Origin of the sequence: Tenacibaculum sp. SZ-18 (genome assembly GCF_002813915.1) — a bacterium.
GTDB lineage: Bacteria > Bacteroidota > Bacteroidia > Flavobacteriales > Flavobacteriaceae > Polaribacter.
Map to the genome: position 1 here is coordinate 3922927 of NZ_CP019335.1, position 17882 is coordinate 3940808.

Sequence of the window (17882 nt, forward strand, 5' to 3'; positions counted from 1 at the left end):
ATAAAAAAAGAAGCGTTATTTTTAAAAATAACGCTTCTTTTTTTATTTTACTGTATTTTTATTTTCTTTAGGAAAAAATAATAGTAAATAATATAAAGCCATCCCACTCCTCCGTGAATGAGAGCGAAGAGTACAGATTTATTTCTATCCCAAGATATTATCATGGCCAAGATTGTTCCAATTAAAACTCCAACATTTATACCGTTTTTAGTAACAATTTTAAACATAGTTTATTCCTTTAAAAACCTTTCTAATATATTGGCAATTTTCCTGTTATCTGAAAGTTGAGGTATTTTATTTTGTCCTCCAAATTTACCTACAGATTTCATGTATTCATGGAATCCACCTTTTTTCACCTTTCTGATAATTAATGAACGTAGTACTTTACCTTCAATTAAATCTTGATAATATATATTCTGTTCTTGCATAGAAGTATCTATTTTTGATGCTAGCTCTTCCAAGTGATCAGGCTCGTTTTCAAATTCAATAAACCATTCATGAAATGGTAATCCAGTCTCAGGGTTTACCTGTGGAGCTACTGTAAACTCACTTACATTTACACCTGTTCCTTTTATAGCGTCATTCAATGCTTTTTCTACTTCTTTACCTATTACGTGTTCACCAAAAGCAGAAATAAAATGTTTAATTCTTCCTGTTACTTTTATTCGGAAAGGTTTGAGGGAAGTAAATTCAACAGTATCACCAATATTGTATCCCCAAAGTCCAGCTGTAGTATTTAGAATTATTACATAGTTAACTCCTAATTGTACATCTTTTAAAGCAATACGAGTTGGGTTTTTATCGAAGAATTCGGTAGCAGGAATAAATTCGTAGAAAATTCCAGAGTCAAGTTGTAATAACATTCCTTTGTCCTGTTGCGAATCTTGAAATGCGATGAAACCTTCTGATGCAGGATATAACTCAATATAATCTATCTTTTTACCAATTAAGGCTTCGAACTTATTCTTGTAAGGCTCAAAATTGACTCCACCATAGATGAAGAAGTTGAAATTCGGAAATAATTCAGAAATAGACTTACCAGTTTTTTCAATTAATTTCTCAAAATACATTTGAACCCATGACGGAATTCCACTTATTACCGTCATGTTTTCAGGTAATGTTTCCTCAACTACTTTATCTACTTTTGTATCCCAATCTTCGATACAATTAGTTTCCCAACTTGGTAGTCTATTTTTTAATAAATAATTCGGAACGTAATGCGCAACAATTCCACTTAAACGACCTAGTTTAATACCATTTTTATTTTCTAAAACAGGACTTCCTTGAAGGAAAATCATTTTTCCGTTCACAAAAGAAGCGTCTTTAGTTTCATTGATATAAAATAACAAAGCATTTCGAGCCGATTTAATATGTGTAGGCATCGATTCTTTGGTAATTGGTATGTATTTAGCTCCAGAAGTTGTTCCTGAGGTTTTAGCGAAGTAAATCGGTTTTCCCTTCCATAATACATTTTCTTCACCTTTTATAATTCTATCAACGTATGGTCTTAAACCTTCATAATCGTTTACAGGGACACGTTTTTTAAAATCTTCATAAGAATTAATCGAAATAAAGTCATGGTCTTTTCCAAATGCAGTTTTGCATCCTTCCGAAACTAAATTTTGAAATACTTTTTCTTGAGTTTCTAAAGGTTTATTAGCCCATTTTCTAACGCTTTTTACAGCACGTTTTGCGAAAGGAATTGCTAAAAAAGATTTAAGAGACATATAGTTTATTTTTTGTTTGAAGATAGAAGTTTAAATAGTTGTTTTCGACTTCTGACTTGTAACATTTATTGAAAGTCAATATAATTTGTTGGGTTTGTAGGATAACCGTTGTTCCATAGCTCAAAATGTAAATGAGGACCAGTCGTTAGTTCTCCTGTAGACCCTACACTTCCAATTACTTCACCAGATTTTACAAAGTCACCCTGTTGTTTTAGTAAATCTCCGTTATGCTTGTATACAGAAACAAAATTATTACTATGTTGTATGGTAATGGTGTAGCCAGTTTCTGCCGTCCAACCAGATAAAATTACAGTTCCGTCTGCAACAGCTTTAACTGGTGTACCTGTTTTTGCCACTATATCAATAGCGAAATGCTTATTGGCGGCATTAAACGACTGGGAAACAGTACCTGTAATTGGAGCAAAAAATATAATTTTTGCTCTATCCGCACCACCAGCTGTTAGAGCATAACGATCCTTATTTTCAATTTGCTCCCTGAATTCTAAATCTTGTTCAGTAGCTGATAATTTTGTGTAATCTATAGCAGCTTTTTTAGATTCATTTCTAATTGAATCAATTGCATCGGGTTCAATTTCACCTGTTAAGACAGGTCTTAAAGCCTGTGTAAATTTTTCTAAAACGGCGATTTTAATTTTTAAAGAATCAGCTTCGTACGTTAATTGTGTAGCTTTTTTCTTTAGTTGAGTTGATGAATATCCAGGAATGTACTCTTTTAAGGAAGTAAATGCAATTAAAAAAACAGTAAGTGTAATAATTGCGATTGAAAAAACTCCACCAACAACAAAGACATTTAAACGAGAAAGTTTCAAAGAAAAGCGTTCTTGAAATGTATCTTCATTTAAAACAACCAAGCGATATTTATCGGTCAGTTTTTGTTTTAACTTACTTGGTTTTTTCTTGTTTTTAGCCACGAATACTTTGTTTGGAGTACCAAATATACAACGAAAAAATAGGAAGACTATTTTTTATAAAAGTTCATTTCATCAATATATTTCCAAACTGTTGCACATAAAAGCGGTTTAATGTTTTTTCTGTTTTTAATGGCATTTCGAACCATAGTTGAAGAAATTTCTACAATTGGAGCCTTCACTCTATGGATTTTAGGATGATTATCAAATTGGGTTTCTACTTTTCCCTGCGAAATTCTTGGGTATACATAAACATTATGATGCTCTAAAATAGTCTCGTAATTTTTCCATTTATGCAGACTTTTTAAATTGTCTTCACCCATAATTAAGCTAAAATTATTGGAAGAGTATTTTTCTGAAATATGAGCTAATGTATGAACGGTGTAATTTGGCTGAGGTAATTTAAACTCAATGTCGGAAGGAGAAATTTTATCATAATCTTCCGTAGCTCGATACACCATTTCGAATCGATGATGATTTTCTAATAAAGAACTTTTTTTCTTAAAAGGATTATGTGGAGTTACAACCATCCATATTTCATCTAAATCAGAGTTTTCCACCATATGGTTAGCTATGATTAAATGACCAATATGAATGGGATTAAAAGTACCGAAATATAACCCTATGTTTTTCATATTCAATGTTTTGTGTTAAATAGAGTTTGTTTAATACCGAAGAGAATATTGAATATTTTGTTTATTTTTCTAAATCAATAAAATTTCCTACTAATTCTTCTGCTTCTTTAAGTGCAATATCTAATTCGTAGTTTTTGATAATTTTATCAAACTGTGGAGCAGTTGCTAATTCTACTGAAGCTTTGGCAATTCTCATATTAATTTTGTCTTCGCTTTCAGTTTTTCTTTTCTTCAAACGAATTTTTAACTCATCAACACTCGGTGGTTTCACAAAAACAGCTAATGTTTCTTTTGGAAATTTCTTTTTAATACGAAGTCCTCCTGCAACATCAATATCAAAAATCACATGCTTTCCTTGAGACCAAATACGTTCTACTTCTGATTTTAAAGTTCCGTAGAAATTATCTCTATAAACTTCTTCCCACTCTAAAAACTCATCATTTTTAATTTTCTTGATAAATTCTTCTCTAGAAATAAAGTAGTAATCTAAACCATTAATTTCCTCTCCACGTGGCGCACGAGAAGTTGCGGAAATAGAGAATGCTAATCCAAATTTTTCTTGAGTAAGTAAATGACGGACAATTGTAGTTTTTCCAGAACCAGAAGGTGCTGAAAACACAAATAATTTACCTTTAAATTCTTTCGCCATTACAATACGTTTAATATTTGTTCTTTAATTTTTTCCAATTCGTCTTTCATTTGAATTACCACTTTTTGCATTGGAGCAAAATTTGCTTTTGATCCAGTAGTGTTAATTTCTCTTCCTATTTCTTGAATAATAAAACCTAGTTTTTTACCATTAGAATCACTCGTGTTTAGGGCTTCTAAAAAGTAATCAAGGTGATTTGCTAAACGAACCTTTTCTTCATTAATATCTAACTTTTCTAGATAATAAATTAATTCTTGCTCAAATCGATTTTCATCAACTTCTACTTTTAATTCGTCTAGAGCTTTAGCTAATCTTTGTTTTACATTTACAATTCTTTCACCATCCATTTCTCTAACTTGTTCTAAACAAGTTTTGATATTGGCAATACGTTTTTTAAAATCAGCTTCTAAAGAAGCCGCTTCATCAGTTCTATATTGAACAATTTCTTTTAAAGCAACTTCGATATGTTTTTCTATCTCAAACCATTCATTTTCGTCTAATTCTTCCCGTTCAGTTTTTAATGCATCAGGCATTCTAACAGCCATTTTCAATAACTCAACATCATTATCAGAACTTACAACAACAATTTCTCTTAGTTGATTAATATATTCAGAAACCACTCCTTTATTAACAGAGGTTGAAGTTTCATCAGCAGTCATTTCAACATAAATAGAAAAATCTACTTTACCTCTTACTAAAGTACTCGCCAATTTCTTGCGAATTGTTAGTTCCTTCTCTTTATAAAAAGAAGGAATTCTTGTATTAATATCTAAATTTTTACTGTTTAAAGATTTAACTTCAATAGTAACTTTTTTAGTGGGTAATTGTAATACGGATTTCCCGTATCCTGTCATAGATTGAATCATACCTTGATTTTAATGAAACGTAAAGATACATTATTTGCTTTTACTTGTAGACGCCTGTTTTGAAACTAAGTATACACCAATGAAAATTAGTATGGTAGCGGAAATTTTAATGGTATCTAAATAATCACTTCCAACAATTAAAGCATAAATACTTGCCACTACTGGTTGTAAATAAATAAACACACTGACGGTAGTTGGTTTCAGTTTTGATAACGCCCATAAATTGAATAGATAAGTAATACAAGATGCAAAGATTACTACAAATCCTATTCTTAAATATCCTGAAGTAGGAATTATATCCCATTGAATTTCTGTAAACTCAGATATTCCGAAGGGAAACATAAAAATAAAACCAAATAAATACAACCAACGAATGAAGGTTATTGGTTTATATTTCCCAACAATTTTTTTAGCTACAACCAAATACATTCCATAAGATGCTGCATTTACGAATACTAAGAAATTACCGAGCATCATATTTGTAGCATTTCCACTTGAGCTTCCACTATAAAGAATTAAAATAACAGCACCAACAAGACCGATTATAACTCCAAGAATTTTTATAATAGTTGGTCTCTCTTTCATGATAATACTCGAAAAAATGAGCACTAAAATAGGAGAGGTAACCATCATAACAGATGCGTTAATGGGAGTTGTGTAATTTAATCCCTTGAAAAAGGTAAGCATGTTAAAGGCTATTCCGAAGAAAGCTGCTAACGCTATTAATTTATAATCACCTTTTTCAACTTTATCATTTTTAATAAATAAACTGGCTAGCCAAAATATCAACATTGCCGAACTTACTCGTATAAAAATGAATCCAAAAGGTTTTACATAGTGAGGCATTACCTCTTTGGCAACTGTAAATGTAACTCCATAAATTATAGTAACGATAGAAACTGCTGCTAACGCAAGTACTCTGGTATTCATTGTTTGATGAATTTCTAGAAATTTGCGGCAAAGTTCGCTATAATAATTCTATTAAGATGTTTTAATAGGAAAATAATAATTCAATATAAAAGAGTATTTGGTTATTCTGGCTGAAAGTCTGGATGTCCAGTCTGCCATAAAGCAAAAGAGAGAATATCTGTTAAGTCTTCGATTCTTTTAGTATTAGTTTGGTCTAAACCATGTCCACCTTCTTTATCAATCTTTAATAAAGTTAGATTAGGATTATCATTGAATGCTAAAAGTTTAGCTGTAAATTTACCAGATTCAAAAGCACCAACTCGACCATCGTTTAAACCAGCAGTTAGAAGAATAGAAGGATACTTAATATCTTTTTTAATATGTTGATATGCATCCATTTCAAGAAGATAATCAAATTCCAGACTATCTTTTATCGTGCCGAATTCTGTAACATTATTTGGACCGGCAGGGCCAAATTCTACTCTAGTAGCATTTAACATTCCGGCTCTAACCGATATGGCTTTATATAAATCGGGTCTCTCGGTAATGGCTCTTCCAATTAAAACGCCACCAGCACTAGCACTCCAGGCAAAAGTTTTCTCAGATGATGTATATTTTTTCTCAATTAAATACTCGGTACAAGCTATAAAATCTTTCCATGTATTAGGTTTGGTTTTCTTCATACCTCCTAAATGCCAGGTGTCACCTTTTTCACCTCCTCCTCTAACATGAGCAACTGCATAAATACCATCGTTTTCTGTCCAACCTTTAATATAATTATCCATTAAAGGTGTGTCTGAAAATCCATAAGCTCCATATCCTGTTATCATGACTCTGTTTTCGGAGTTGAGTTTGATACCTTTTTTATGAATTATAGATAAAGGAACCAAAACTCCATCATGAGATTTTACTTCAACTTCTTCAACGACTAAATCAACTGGTTCTTTTTTAGTTGAATGGACAATGCTTTCTTGGACGAAAGTGTTTGACTTTGTATCAAGTTTATATCTTACATTATCACTTATCCATCCTTTAGTTACGATCCATAAATCATCATTTGTTATGCCTAATGAATTTAAATTTATATGTCCTGATTGTGGAATATTAAGTTTTTGAGATGAAGTGTCTTCAAAGCCTTTTTTATGAATGCTAGCATTAATACCATTTTTATTGGTTACATAAAACAAACCGTCTTTAGTTATGGCCATGCTTGTTATAACTTCAGAAGTATTTTCTGGAACAAATGTTTTAGATTTTTCAATTTTAATCGTGGAAACTTTATCTTTTAAGATTTTAAAATTTGAAGCTTTGTGTGCAGATAATAAGTAGATTGAATCGCTCTGTAGGTAAAAATCTTTTACTTTATCGGTGCTTTTATAAAGAGGTTTCCAATTTATTTTCTTGTTTTTTAATTCTTCAATAGGAGCAAAGTAATAGTCTACAAATTCACTCACATTATAGATACCAGCAAAAATATATCGATCATCTTTTAGATGAACAATTGGGAATTCTTCTTCTTTAATTTTAAAGTTACTTCCTGTCTTACTCGATAAAATAATATTTAAGTCAGTTGGATCTGTACCTAATTTATAAAGTACGGAACTTGTGTTTAAAGCAAACTCCTCAGAGCTTTTATCCGTTACAGGAATATGCATATAAAAAAAGCCTGAATCATCAGGAAGCCAACTAATTCCGCCTAGTGCAGACGGCCAACAATTTTCTATTATTTGAGCGGATATTCCTTTGGTTGCAACATCGACAACAATCATTTGAGAAATTTCTTTATCATTTTCGGTAAGACTAACTGCTATTTTTGTTCCATTCGGACTAGGTTTTATGTAGTTAATCACATGATTTTTAAATTTTTCTGATTCGGAAGGAGAGAATAATAGAATTTCATTTCCATTATTAGTTTTCTTATAAAATAAGTCTTTAGTTGTTTTTGAGTTTGGAGCTTTTAAATAGAAGTATAACTGGTTTACTATGGAAAGGCTAGATAATTTTTCTTTTGATTCTTCATTACTGATGTTTTCAAAATAACTAAATATTCTTTCTCTATTTGTAATGTTTTGTAATATTTCTACCGCAAAGTTTGTTTGATTTTTATACCAGTTAATAACTGTAGAGTCACTTTCGTTTTCAAGATATCTGAAATGATCTGTTAATTCTTTACCATGATGATTTTCAACAACGATTCTAGGTGTTAATACTTCTTGATTCAACATGTCATAATCTTTGCACTGAAAAAAAAAGAGCGCTAATATGAAGGGGGTTTTTTTTAGCATTATTTGATGTTAGTTTGGTAAAAATAAAAAAAAAGAGATTATTAAGTTTATTTCAATAATCTCTTTTTTAAAGACTAAATTACAATGTTATTTCCTTTGTTTTTGTCTTTAGCAGTAGTTGTAAGTTTAGTTAGTGAACAATCTGGGTTTTCGCCACCGTTTGCAGCACCACCGAAAATTTCGCTTGAATTTTTAATTTTAGTTACTCTAAACTTGTCTAACTTTAACCTCTTTTTGTGATTTCCCATTATACTCTATTTTAAGATTTATTTCTGAAGCTAAACTATATAATAGAACCTATCAAAAAAAGTGTTATATCTTTAGATTTATAAATCTAAAGCTCTCGATTTATAAAAAAATACAGCTTAAGCGGCTGTCATTCAGTTGGTTGTTTTTTTTCGAGTTGTTTTATGAAATAAGAGGGTTGTAGTTTCGTTTTCTTGTGGAAAGCAATTGAAAAAGTCTGTTGACTATTAAATCCCGATTCTTCGGAAATTGCCTTAATAGTGTATGATCTGAATCTTTTATCAGTGGTTAATCTATTAATTGCATAGTCAATTTTTAAATTGTTTAAATAGTTTGCAAAGTTTGTCCCTTTTTTAAAATTTATAACTTTTGATAAATATGAGCTATTTGTTTTTAGTTCTTTTGCAAGAGAAGATAAGGTGTATTTCTTTTTCAAGAATTGTTCTTTGTCCTCAAACTTTTGTAAATCGGAAAGAATTTTTTGGATATTTTCTTCTGAAACTCCTGTGATTTCAATTTTATTTTCAGAAGAATTTTCTTCATTTTTAATTGAAGTTTTTTCTAATATTTCTTCAATATCTTGTTTTTTTGAGGCAAGTTGAGCTGAATTTTGTTCAACAACAAGTGTAAATCGCTTTTTAAGTATATAATTTCTTCTAGTAAGAAAAATAATTCCGAATACAGCAATTATACTAATTATTAAAAAGATAACTTTTAAACTATTATTGTTATTTTCATTTTCTTTTAGCGTAGAAATTAATTTTTCCTTTTCTGATAGTAGATAAGGTATTTCATAACTCTTTGTAATCTGTTGAGAAACTCTACGCGATTTTGAGTTGTAAACAGAATCGAATTTCATTAACGCATTTATGTAGAGTAACTGTTTGTCATATTTTTTTTCAGTTTTGTAATGATTAATTAAATATTGGTATCCATCTAAAATTTCAAGAGCAACATCATTTGTTTCTTGTAAAAACAGGTGAGCTTTGTTTAGATAAGCTATGGCACTGTCTTTTTTACCTAATTCAAAATAGGTTTTACCGATATAAGATTGATTAATTGCAGTTGTTAAATCATCACCTTGTGTTTTAATAACAGGTAAAATTTCTTTAAGAATTTTTAAAGCTTTAGTATATTCTTTTTTGTAATACGAATTTATTCCGTTATTTAATTTAAATCGTGACTTAAGAACAACTTTAGAGCTATTTAGAGTTCTTTTAATTCCCTGATCAATCATGATTTGTGCAGAATCTAATTTTTTAGTGTAAATTAATGCATCACAATAAGCATAAATACCTATATTATAATAGTAGTCTTTGTTGGGATAATCGAGTTTGTCTAATTCATTTAAATAACTTTTGAATAATTGTTTAGCTTCTTCCCTAAAGCCTAATCTGTATTTTAATGAAGCAATATCAAATTTAACACTTGCATGACGAAAGCTATTGTTTTGTGTATGATTTAAGGCTAAGACATAAAACTTTATAGCATTATCAAAATCTCCTTTTTGATGAAATACTAATCCTTTAGTCTCATATGCGATGGCTGGATATTTTGGGTGATTTTTTAATTTCTTTGAAAGACTAATAATACTATCTACGTATTGTAAAGAAAGAGTATCATCATAAAAACGTGATAAGAAATAGTAACCATCAGCAATTCTAATTAAGTTTTTTTCTTTTTTTGCCTTTTTTAAATAAGCATGGGCATGATTATATTCTGTAATGGAATCAACCTCTATTTTTTGAAAACTTACTTTTAGATTTTCATACTTTTCATTGACTAAAGAATCTATAACAGCATTTTGGGAAAATGTAGACTGAATAATTAGTAGGAATAGGACGGTTAACTTTTTATTCATTGGTGCTGATTTTTAATTGATAATATTTTTGGAGACAACTATAACAAACTAATTCATGTAAGCGCTGCTTATCTCTAAATAGTCTATTGACTGTCATATGTATATAACTAGATAGTAAATCATCCAACGAAATGTTTTCTGTTGGTAGCTTTTTTAATACAGAATCTGCAATATTATGCAGGCTGTCGATATCAATTAAGTCATAATAACCCTTGAAGGAATCATTATTCAGACTAAAAAAAGATAAAATAGTAGGTCGTAGCTTTTGATATTTAATATTTAATTGTTTGTTTAATTGTTTATCTGCATTAAATTCATGTTTAAAGGATTCAAGATGTTCTTTTGCAAATTGTAATTTTCTTTTAAGGTTGAACTGAAAACTAGTAAGGATTGTATCTATATATTTTAACGAAAACAAGAATTGCGTTTCATCGTTTTGAACAATTGATAAGGCTTGTAAACAAATTTGGCTATCTAGAAAGAAAAAATCTTCGGCATTCGAAATAGTAGAATATCCATACCTTTCTAATTCTCTATTATATACACTTGTTTGAATATTCCAAATAAAACCATTTTCAAAATATTCTTTGAGGTATTTATTGAATAATGAATTTACTTCTCCTACATAGTTATTATTGGATAATAAAAATCGAATTCTTAAATGACTTTGAGGATCTGCGTATCGAATAAAAAACCATTTTTCTATTAAGTGTCTCTCAAAAAGAGTTTTTACAAGTGGTTGGATGAGTTTAGTTAAAATTGTTTCAGCTGTTTTCTTTCCACAATACACCTTATAATATAACCATTTGTCACCAAATAAAAATTTTCTTTGTGTCATTAGTTTTTATTTAGTTCTAATTGGTTGTAGAAAGTGAATAAACATTCATTTGTATAGTATTCACCATAAGTATTACGTAGAAACTTATTATTCATTTGTAAAAACTCCTCTATTTCTATTTTACGTCTTTTTTTCAGTGTATTTTTCAATATTAATAGACTGTCTAAATGTTTTAGATTAATAAGTAGCGTATTATCACTTTGAACAATTTGGATATAATCGGGTACATTATTTTCCGTTTGCCATTTTTCAATTATAGAAAGTGTTTCTTTTTCAGATGATTCTAAAAAACCAGGAATAGTATCTTTATTTAGTTTCCATGTTGCCTTTGATAAAATTATATTCTTGTACATAACTCTAGGTAAAAAGCTATGATTTGCTATAATAGAAGGCCAAGTGAAACTTATGCTCTCTCTTTGATTTTGTAATTCTAGATCTGCTAAAAATTCATACACCGGTAGTGCATTTAAAGTATAATTATGCGCATTTGTAAGTTTTGGTATGATTTCTCTTTCAAGTTTTTTAGAACTTAAAATTATTCTATCATTTTTAACAGATACCAATAAGTCGTTTACATGAATTTGATTTTCTTGACTCAATGTAGATTTAGAGATGTATGGAATTTCATAATCTCTTAAATGAGTACGTCTTAAAATATTTCCCACTCTTGATTCAGGAAGATGAACAATTTCTGCTAAGATTTTATCTGAATGTATTTTTTCTTCAATTGAAGTAATTTTTTTTACATATTCTTCAATCTCTTTTATATGTGTAAATCGACCTAATAATTTACCAGCACAAGCACTTAAGTTGTGTAAAACAATAAAGTTACCTTTATCATTTTCAATAATTTCAGTAAAGGCAGATAATGTATCAGGTAAATTTCTGATATCAGAGACAATGGAAATAAAGTCTTCGTCCTTAAGATTTAATGTATAAGTACTTTTGTTTTTACACTCCAGAAATTTTTCAATAATAATCTTTTCTGCTTCATTTAATTTAAAATGATATGTTGTTTTTCGTTTCTGAGAAGGTGTAATATCTTTTAGGAACGGAGTAGTATCTGATATTAAAGAATTTTGAATATATCCAATTCCACTTTCAATATCTAATACTTCATTTAGCGATACTTCTTGATCTTCATAACGATTAATAAAACTTTTTTTAAAGCTTTTGAGGTTGCCATTTTCTTTATAGGTGTCAAGCTTTAATAAAAACGGAATTACTTTCTTTATTTGATAAACAATTTTTCGATCTAATTGATTATTTACGGATTCTAGCTTTAGATCCGTTTGAAACAAATAGTTAGCGTTATAGTCTATATTTAAATCCTTTACTGCTTTAATGATTTGATCATACAAATGGATCTCATTTCCAATGTTGAGATCCAAATCATCTAATGAATTTTGTAATGATTTCAATCTTGATAAAAGCTCTTCAGAAGCAGTACAGGATTCGATTTGTTTTATTAATGTTTCAAAAGTGTCTTCGTTTCCGGTAATGTTAACCTCTATTTCATTTGTTAGAAGTTGATTTTCAATTAACGTGTCAATAAAGTTACTTGCTTCATCTTCATTAATTTCATCAGAAATTAATGAAGCTACTAATTCATTATAACTTGAACCAGTTTTACTTTTGTCAATAATAGCATCTAAATAATAATTTCTGTGTGCACCTTCAATACTATAACTTCTTTGATTTTTTTCCGAAGAATAATCAATAAATCTGTATTGATTAAAGTAAGAGTATAAGGAAGAGTTTGGGTAATACACAGCATTTTTTTTAATCGACTCTTCCTTTGAGTATTTAGCTGCTAGATTGAATAAATAACCTGTGTCAAAACTTGTTCTTCTTGTAAATAAATCAACAGGTTTCAATTTTAGAGAAGTACTATCTGAAATTTCTCCAATTTCAATACCTGAAAATAATCCAAAAGGAGTACATCTTGTAGATGCTCTGAAAAGATATTTTAAAAAGGATTGTTTTAAAGTGGCTAGCTTATCAAAATTTGAAATTGAAACGTTTTTGTCAATTTCATCATAGAGTGGTTTTGAAGCCAAAAAAATAGCTTCTTTAATTACAGGGTTATCCCATAAAGTAATTAAATCATTAACTTCAAGAGAAGATTTTTTAATCAACTCTTCATAGAAACTTAATGACAATACGGGACTTCTAAAACAAAAATTCCTTAAAAAATTATAAGGATTTGTAGTTTTTTTCATTTGGTTTCTTGAGACTCAATACAAAAATAGCCTTTTTCTGTAAAACAAAAAGTTAAAAACATTAAACACTTGTTAAATAAAGGTTTAAGTTGGTTTTTAACATTAGTTTAATTTATAAATCCAACCTATAGATTTATAAATCCAGAGTAATGATGTTTTTATTCATAGCATTTCTGTAGTTGATTTGTAGATGTGTTAATACTTCTGCTAACGGGGAAAAGCAGTAAAAGTTTTTAAACATATCAACCAACCAGAAAGTAAATGAGTATTTAAAATCTAAACCTTTGAATTATGAATTTGAGTTTGCAAAATACTAATGGATCAACTAACGGGGAAATGTTATCCAAATTACTAAAAGACATTGAATCTCCTTTAACTTCAATTATTGAAGAGTTCAAGAAATCGGAGACCGAGGGCGTACAACAGATGACAAAAAATGAACTCATTTTTACGCATAGTTTAGAAATCAAAAGAATTGTGGACGAGGTGGTAAAAAAAGCAAACGGAACTACCTTTGAAGATTTGGTTTTCTTTAAAGTATATAGGTCAAACGAACGAGTACAATCTATGTGCAAAGAAGAAGTGAATACTCGTAAATTTTCAAAACAGGATATTTCTTGGTTACAAAAAATGGAACAGGAAATACACAAAAATATTAAACACAAAGATTTGAATTTATATGATTTGTCGTTTAAGTTATCAGTAAGTGAAAGACAACTTCACAGAAAAATTAAAAACCTGGTAAAACTAACACCAAATAAATATATTCGAATTTTAAAACTTCAGAAAGCGAAAGATTTAATAGATAGTTATTTATACGATACTGTTTCGCAAATCTCATATGCAGTTGGATATTATGATACACATTATTTTTCAAAGTTGTTTAATCAACAATACGGAGTTTACCCTAAGGAATTATTGAAGTCACGAGAATTATAAACTAAGCTAGGAGTGGTGATTTTTATTTCTATTTATTTCTCATTATACAATTATGTTAACTACTTTCTAGCTTTTTTCATTCATGCTATGAATTAGGAAGGTTGAAGTTTTAATAGCCAATAACCGTTTAACAAAATAGGGTAGATTAAAGGGATATGCTATTAAAATTTTTAATTGTTACTAAGTGAGAAATGTAACGCGATCTTGATAGAGATCGCGTTTTTTATGGTCTTTTTTATCAGAGAAAAATTCAGTTTTGTAGATCATATTAATTCGAATTTGACACATACTAGAAGTTTCTTTCTTCTAAGAATTTGGCAGATATACCTGTTATGTTGTCCTTTTTCTAGGACTTTATCAAACTAATTTAGCTAGCATAAATAGATAACAGAAAAGAATATAATTATGAAACGAGTACTTTTTTTATTAGGACATCTTGATGATTTGGATATCGAATGGATGATTAATAACGGATATAAGGAAGAATTAGAGGTAGGAGATAGATTAATAGAAAAAGGTAAAACGATAGATAGTTTATACATTGTTTTATCGGGGAAATTATCTATTACAGATGGTAATAATGACCAGCTAATCGCAGAAATTGGTGCAGGTGAAATTGTTGGAGAGATGTCTTTTTTAGAATCACGTCCGCCTTCAGTTTCGGTAATTGCAACTGAAGAAACAAGCGTTTATGCTATCTCTAGAGAGTTGATGAATAGTCGATTAGCTTCGAATTTAGAGTTTAAAGCAAACTTTTATTATGCATTGGCATTATTCCTGTCAAATAGATTAAGAAAAACTACTAGTCAATTAGGATATGGGAATCCTAGTGAAGAAGATTTAATTGATGAATCTGTTTTAGATGGTGTATCAATGGGAGGTTCAAGATTCGGACAAATATTACAAAAATTTTCAGAGGTATAATTGAAGGCAAACATGGGGCATAGGTTTACAATCACATTTATTTTTACTTTTCTATTATATTGTGTAAATGCACAACAAATCGGTAAGTCCGATATTGTTAATTTAGCTGAACTTACATTGGATAAAAGCCCAATTGTGGAAAGTAATCAGTTAAGAATTACTAACGCAGAAGGAGATTATCAAGTTCAGCAAAGTATTTTCGATTATCAATTAAGATCGGGGGTGACAACTGATAGAAGCGTATCGAACTTATATACATTTGATCCAAGGTTTTCGGTGTTAAACGATGACTTAGAATCAACAAGATTTATAACTACTCTTGGTTTACAAAAAAGATTTAGAATCGGCTTAGTTGCTGATTTTTCTGTTGATTATTCATCATCAAAAGATAATTTACCTCTAGATAGGTTCGGTCAAACTGTAGGAGCCGATATAAGAGAACATGTAGTTTCAAGTACTTTCTCGTTAACTCAACCTTTACTAAGAGGGAATGCGAATGTTGCTGATGCTTTAGAAAAGTCGACTCTTTTAGACTTAGAAAGCGAGAAAACAAACTTGAATTTTAGAAACTCTGTAGAAGTACTTCAACTAGCAAGTGCTTATTGGGATTATGTAGCCTCGTTTAAAAGTTTAGAGATTTTTAGAGAAAACGAAAAAAGAGTTCGAAGAGTACTTGATATAACAGATGAATTAGTAAAAGCAGATAAAAAACCAGCTGGTGATTTATCTCAAATTCAGGCCGATTTAGCGAATCAAGCAAGACAAACAACGGTTGCAGAGCAGCGATTTTATGCTGCAAAATTAAATTTAGGAAGAGTAATAGGGTTAAGTGAAGACGAGAGTAAGAAATTAGCAAACCCTACAAATGACTTTCCAGAAGTATTAGCGTCAGGTTACAGTAAAGATTTGATTCTTCAGGATTATATTGATATAGCTCATGCTAATCGAAGTGATATAGAAGCCTCTCTGCAAACGGAAGAAGCGATAAAAACAAGATTATCATTAGTTGAAAATAGTAAAAAACCTCAGCTGGATTTATCAGGGTTTGTTAATTACGGAGGACTTAATTTTGGGAATGGTTTAAGTAATGCATTGTCAACTTTTTCTCAAAGAGATGGGAGAAACCTTGGTTTTGGACTTAGTTTAAACTTCACTTTTGCGTTGAACAATAATAATGCTCAGGGTAATTATTTAAAGAATAAAACACTATTTGAAAATCAGCAGATTTCTAATGAAAACTTAAAAAGAAATGTTGCATTAAATGTTTCTATCGCTGTGCAAAATTTAGAGAATAGTGTGACTATTCTCGAAAAAGCGGAATTATCTCTACGTTATTACAGACAAGTTTTTGAAAATGAGCAAGAAAAGTTTCAAAACGGATTAACTACACTTTTAAACTTAATTATTTTCCAAGAAAGATTAACGTTCGCTCAGTTAGAATATTTACAAGCACATCAACTTTTTGCAAATGCAGTTGTAAACCTGAGGTACGAAACAGGAACACTACTTAGAAAAACTAACTCACAAATATCAAAGGAATTATTTTATTCAATTCCAAAAAAATAAAAAACAAAACAAAATGGCAGCAGGATTTTTTAGAAAAGCAGCATTAGAAAAGCTTTCGACACCAGAAAAACTGGATCAGTTAATAAAAGTAACAAGTCCTAAAGGATGGATTGCGTTAGTAACAGTATTTATTGCTTTAACCACTGGAATTGTGTGGTCTTTCTTTGGTAATATAAAAACAAAATTAAATGTAACGGGAGTATTATTAGGTGGAGAGATTCATGAGGTAGTTTCAACTTCTCAAGGACAGTTAATTCAACTAACGATTAATATCGGAGATAACATTGAAAAGGGACAAGTAGTTGGACTGATAGAGCAACCAGAACTTTTTCAGCAGATTGAAGAGGTGAAAGCATCTCTAAAAGAACGTGAGTTTGAGTTAAAAAGATTGTTGTCATTTGGAAGTGAGGATACAAAAATTCAAGGAGAGTTAATTGTACAACAAAGAAGCAGTATCGAGTTGCAAATAAAATCTGATCAAAAAAGATTAGACTTTCTGAGAAATCAATTAGAAACCGAACAAGGTTTATTGAAGAAAGGATTAATTACAAGAACTCAAGTCGTAAATACAGAACAACAAATTGAAGTATCAAAAAATTCAATCGAGAGATTAAAAGCACAGCTTGTTCAAACTTCAAGTCAAAAACTGAATTTAGGATTTGATTTACAGCAAAAAATAAATTTGAGTAAACAACGTATTTCGGAAGCAGAAAGAAGATTAAAGCATCTAGAAGAACGTTACTCAAAACAAACAAAAATTACAAGCTCCTATTCTGGAGAAGTGGTTGAAATATTAACTGATATAGGTGTGATTGTAAGACAAGGTTCTCCTTTATTTAAGTTGAAAAATCAAAACCAAAATCAAGATGATAGTAAACTAAGAGGGGTGTTATATATTCCTTCTCAAGATGGGAAAAAGATCAAAGAAGGGATGCAAGCTTTAGTTGTTCCTTCAACCGTTCAACCTCAAGAATTCGGTTTTATGAAAGGGAAGATTACATATGTTTCTGATTTCCCAATTACCCAAAAAGGAATGATGATGACGGTTAAGAATGATCAATTAGTTAGAGGTTTATTATCGCAAGGAGCATTATTTGAAGTGTATGTTGAGTTTGAAAAAGATAAAGCAGCTTACAGTGGGTTTAAATGGACATCAGCTCAAGGACCTAAGATCTTAATTAATGAAGGAACTTCTTGTATGGGAAAAATTACGGTAAAATCAGAGCCGCCAATAGCCTTAGTAGTTCCTGCATTTAAGAAGTTTTTTGATCTTTATTAATACCCGT

At 29.9% G+C, this 17882-nt stretch carries 15 protein-coding genes; 4 read left to right on the forward strand and 11 right to left on the reverse strand.

Annotated elements, in window-relative coordinates; translation table 11 throughout:
* Positions 1 to 230: 230 nt before the first annotated feature.
* The 11 genes from BTO06_RS17895 to BTO06_RS17940 form a co-directional block, all read right to left on the reverse strand.
* Positions 231 to 1727 (reverse strand): GH3 auxin-responsive promoter family protein, encoded by a 1497-nt coding sequence (locus BTO06_RS17895; RefSeq protein ID WP_100926604.1) that lies wholly within the window; start codon positions 1725 to 1727, stop codon positions 231 to 233.
* Positions 1728 to 1792: 65 nt separating this feature from the next.
* Entirely contained in the window at positions 1793 to 2659 is an 867-nt protein-coding gene (locus tag BTO06_RS17900; RefSeq protein WP_100926605.1) for a M23 family metallopeptidase, read from the reverse strand.
* A gap of 47 nt (positions 2660 to 2706) precedes the next feature.
* Complete coding sequence (gene nadD / locus BTO06_RS17905; protein WP_100926606.1) at positions 2707 to 3291, reverse strand: nicotinate (nicotinamide) nucleotide adenylyltransferase; 585 nt, start codon at positions 3289 to 3291, stop codon at positions 2707 to 2709.
* A 61-nt stretch (positions 3292 to 3352) separates the two neighbouring features.
* Positions 3353 to 3940: a guanylate kinase gene (gene gmk / locus BTO06_RS17910; RefSeq protein ID WP_100926607.1), complete on the reverse strand. Its 588-nt coding sequence runs from the start codon at positions 3938 to 3940 to the stop codon at positions 3353 to 3355.
* Positions 3940 to 4806 carry a YicC/YloC family endoribonuclease gene (locus tag BTO06_RS17915; protein WP_232731492.1) on the reverse strand — a complete coding sequence of 289 codons (867 nt, stop codon included), beginning with the start codon at positions 4804 to 4806 and terminating at the stop codon, positions 3940 to 3942. The genes gmk and BTO06_RS17915 overlap by 1 nt, the downstream gene beginning before the upstream one ends.
* Positions 4807 to 4836: 30 nt before the next feature.
* Positions 4837 to 5736 (reverse strand): DMT family transporter, encoded by a 900-nt coding sequence (locus tag BTO06_RS17920; RefSeq protein WP_100926609.1) that lies wholly within the window; start codon positions 5734 to 5736, stop codon positions 4837 to 4839.
* 101 nt (positions 5737 to 5837) lie between these two features.
* Positions 5838 to 7940, reverse strand: a complete 2103-nt coding sequence (locus BTO06_RS17925) for a prolyl oligopeptidase family serine peptidase (protein ID WP_198517109.1) — start codon at positions 7938 to 7940, stop codon at positions 5838 to 5840.
* Between the two features lie 134 nt (positions 7941 to 8074).
* Entirely contained in the window at positions 8075 to 8248 is a 174-nt protein-coding gene (locus BTO06_RS18640; RefSeq protein WP_157811916.1) for a hypothetical protein, read from the reverse strand.
* A 128-nt stretch (positions 8249 to 8376) separates the two neighbouring features.
* Entirely contained in the window at positions 8377 to 10107 is a 1731-nt protein-coding gene (locus BTO06_RS17930; protein ID WP_100926611.1) for a helix-turn-helix domain-containing protein, read from the reverse strand.
* A complete protein-coding gene (locus BTO06_RS17935) occupies positions 10100 to 10945 on the reverse strand; it encodes a thiopeptide-type bacteriocin biosynthesis protein (RefSeq protein ID WP_100926612.1) in 846 nt (281 codons plus the stop codon). The genes BTO06_RS17930 and BTO06_RS17935 overlap by 8 nt, the downstream gene beginning before the upstream one ends.
* Positions 10945 to 13167, reverse strand: a complete 2223-nt coding sequence (locus BTO06_RS17940; protein ID WP_100926613.1) for a lantibiotic dehydratase family protein — start codon at positions 13165 to 13167, stop codon at positions 10945 to 10947. Before BTO06_RS17940 ends, BTO06_RS17935 begins: the two co-directional genes overlap by 1 nt.
* A 291-nt stretch (positions 13168 to 13458) precedes the next feature.
* On the opposite strand from BTO06_RS17940, the gene BTO06_RS17945 reads away from it, so the two are divergent.
* The 4 genes from BTO06_RS17945 (at position 13459) to BTO06_RS17960 (ending at position 17875) form a co-directional block, all read left to right on the forward strand.
* Positions 13459 to 14106: a helix-turn-helix domain-containing protein gene (locus BTO06_RS17945; protein ID WP_100926614.1), complete on the forward strand. Its 648-nt coding sequence runs from the start codon at positions 13459 to 13461 to the stop codon at positions 14104 to 14106.
* Positions 14107 to 14511: 405 nt separating this feature from the next.
* The gene (locus BTO06_RS17950; RefSeq protein ID WP_100926615.1) at positions 14512 to 15030 is read left to right on the forward strand and encodes a cyclic nucleotide-binding domain-containing protein; all 519 of its coding nucleotides are present in this window, start codon (positions 14512 to 14514) and stop codon (positions 15028 to 15030) included.
* Positions 15031 to 15042: 12 nt separating this feature from the next.
* Positions 15043 to 16596, forward strand: coding sequence for a TolC family protein (locus BTO06_RS17955; protein WP_100926616.1), 1554 nt, complete (start codon positions 15043 to 15045; stop codon positions 16594 to 16596).
* Between the two features lie 13 nt (positions 16597 to 16609).
* Positions 16610 to 17875: an NHLP bacteriocin system secretion protein gene (locus BTO06_RS17960; RefSeq protein ID WP_100926617.1), complete on the forward strand. Its 1266-nt coding sequence runs from the start codon at positions 16610 to 16612 to the stop codon at positions 17873 to 17875.
* Positions 17876 to 17882: the final 7 nt, after the last annotated feature.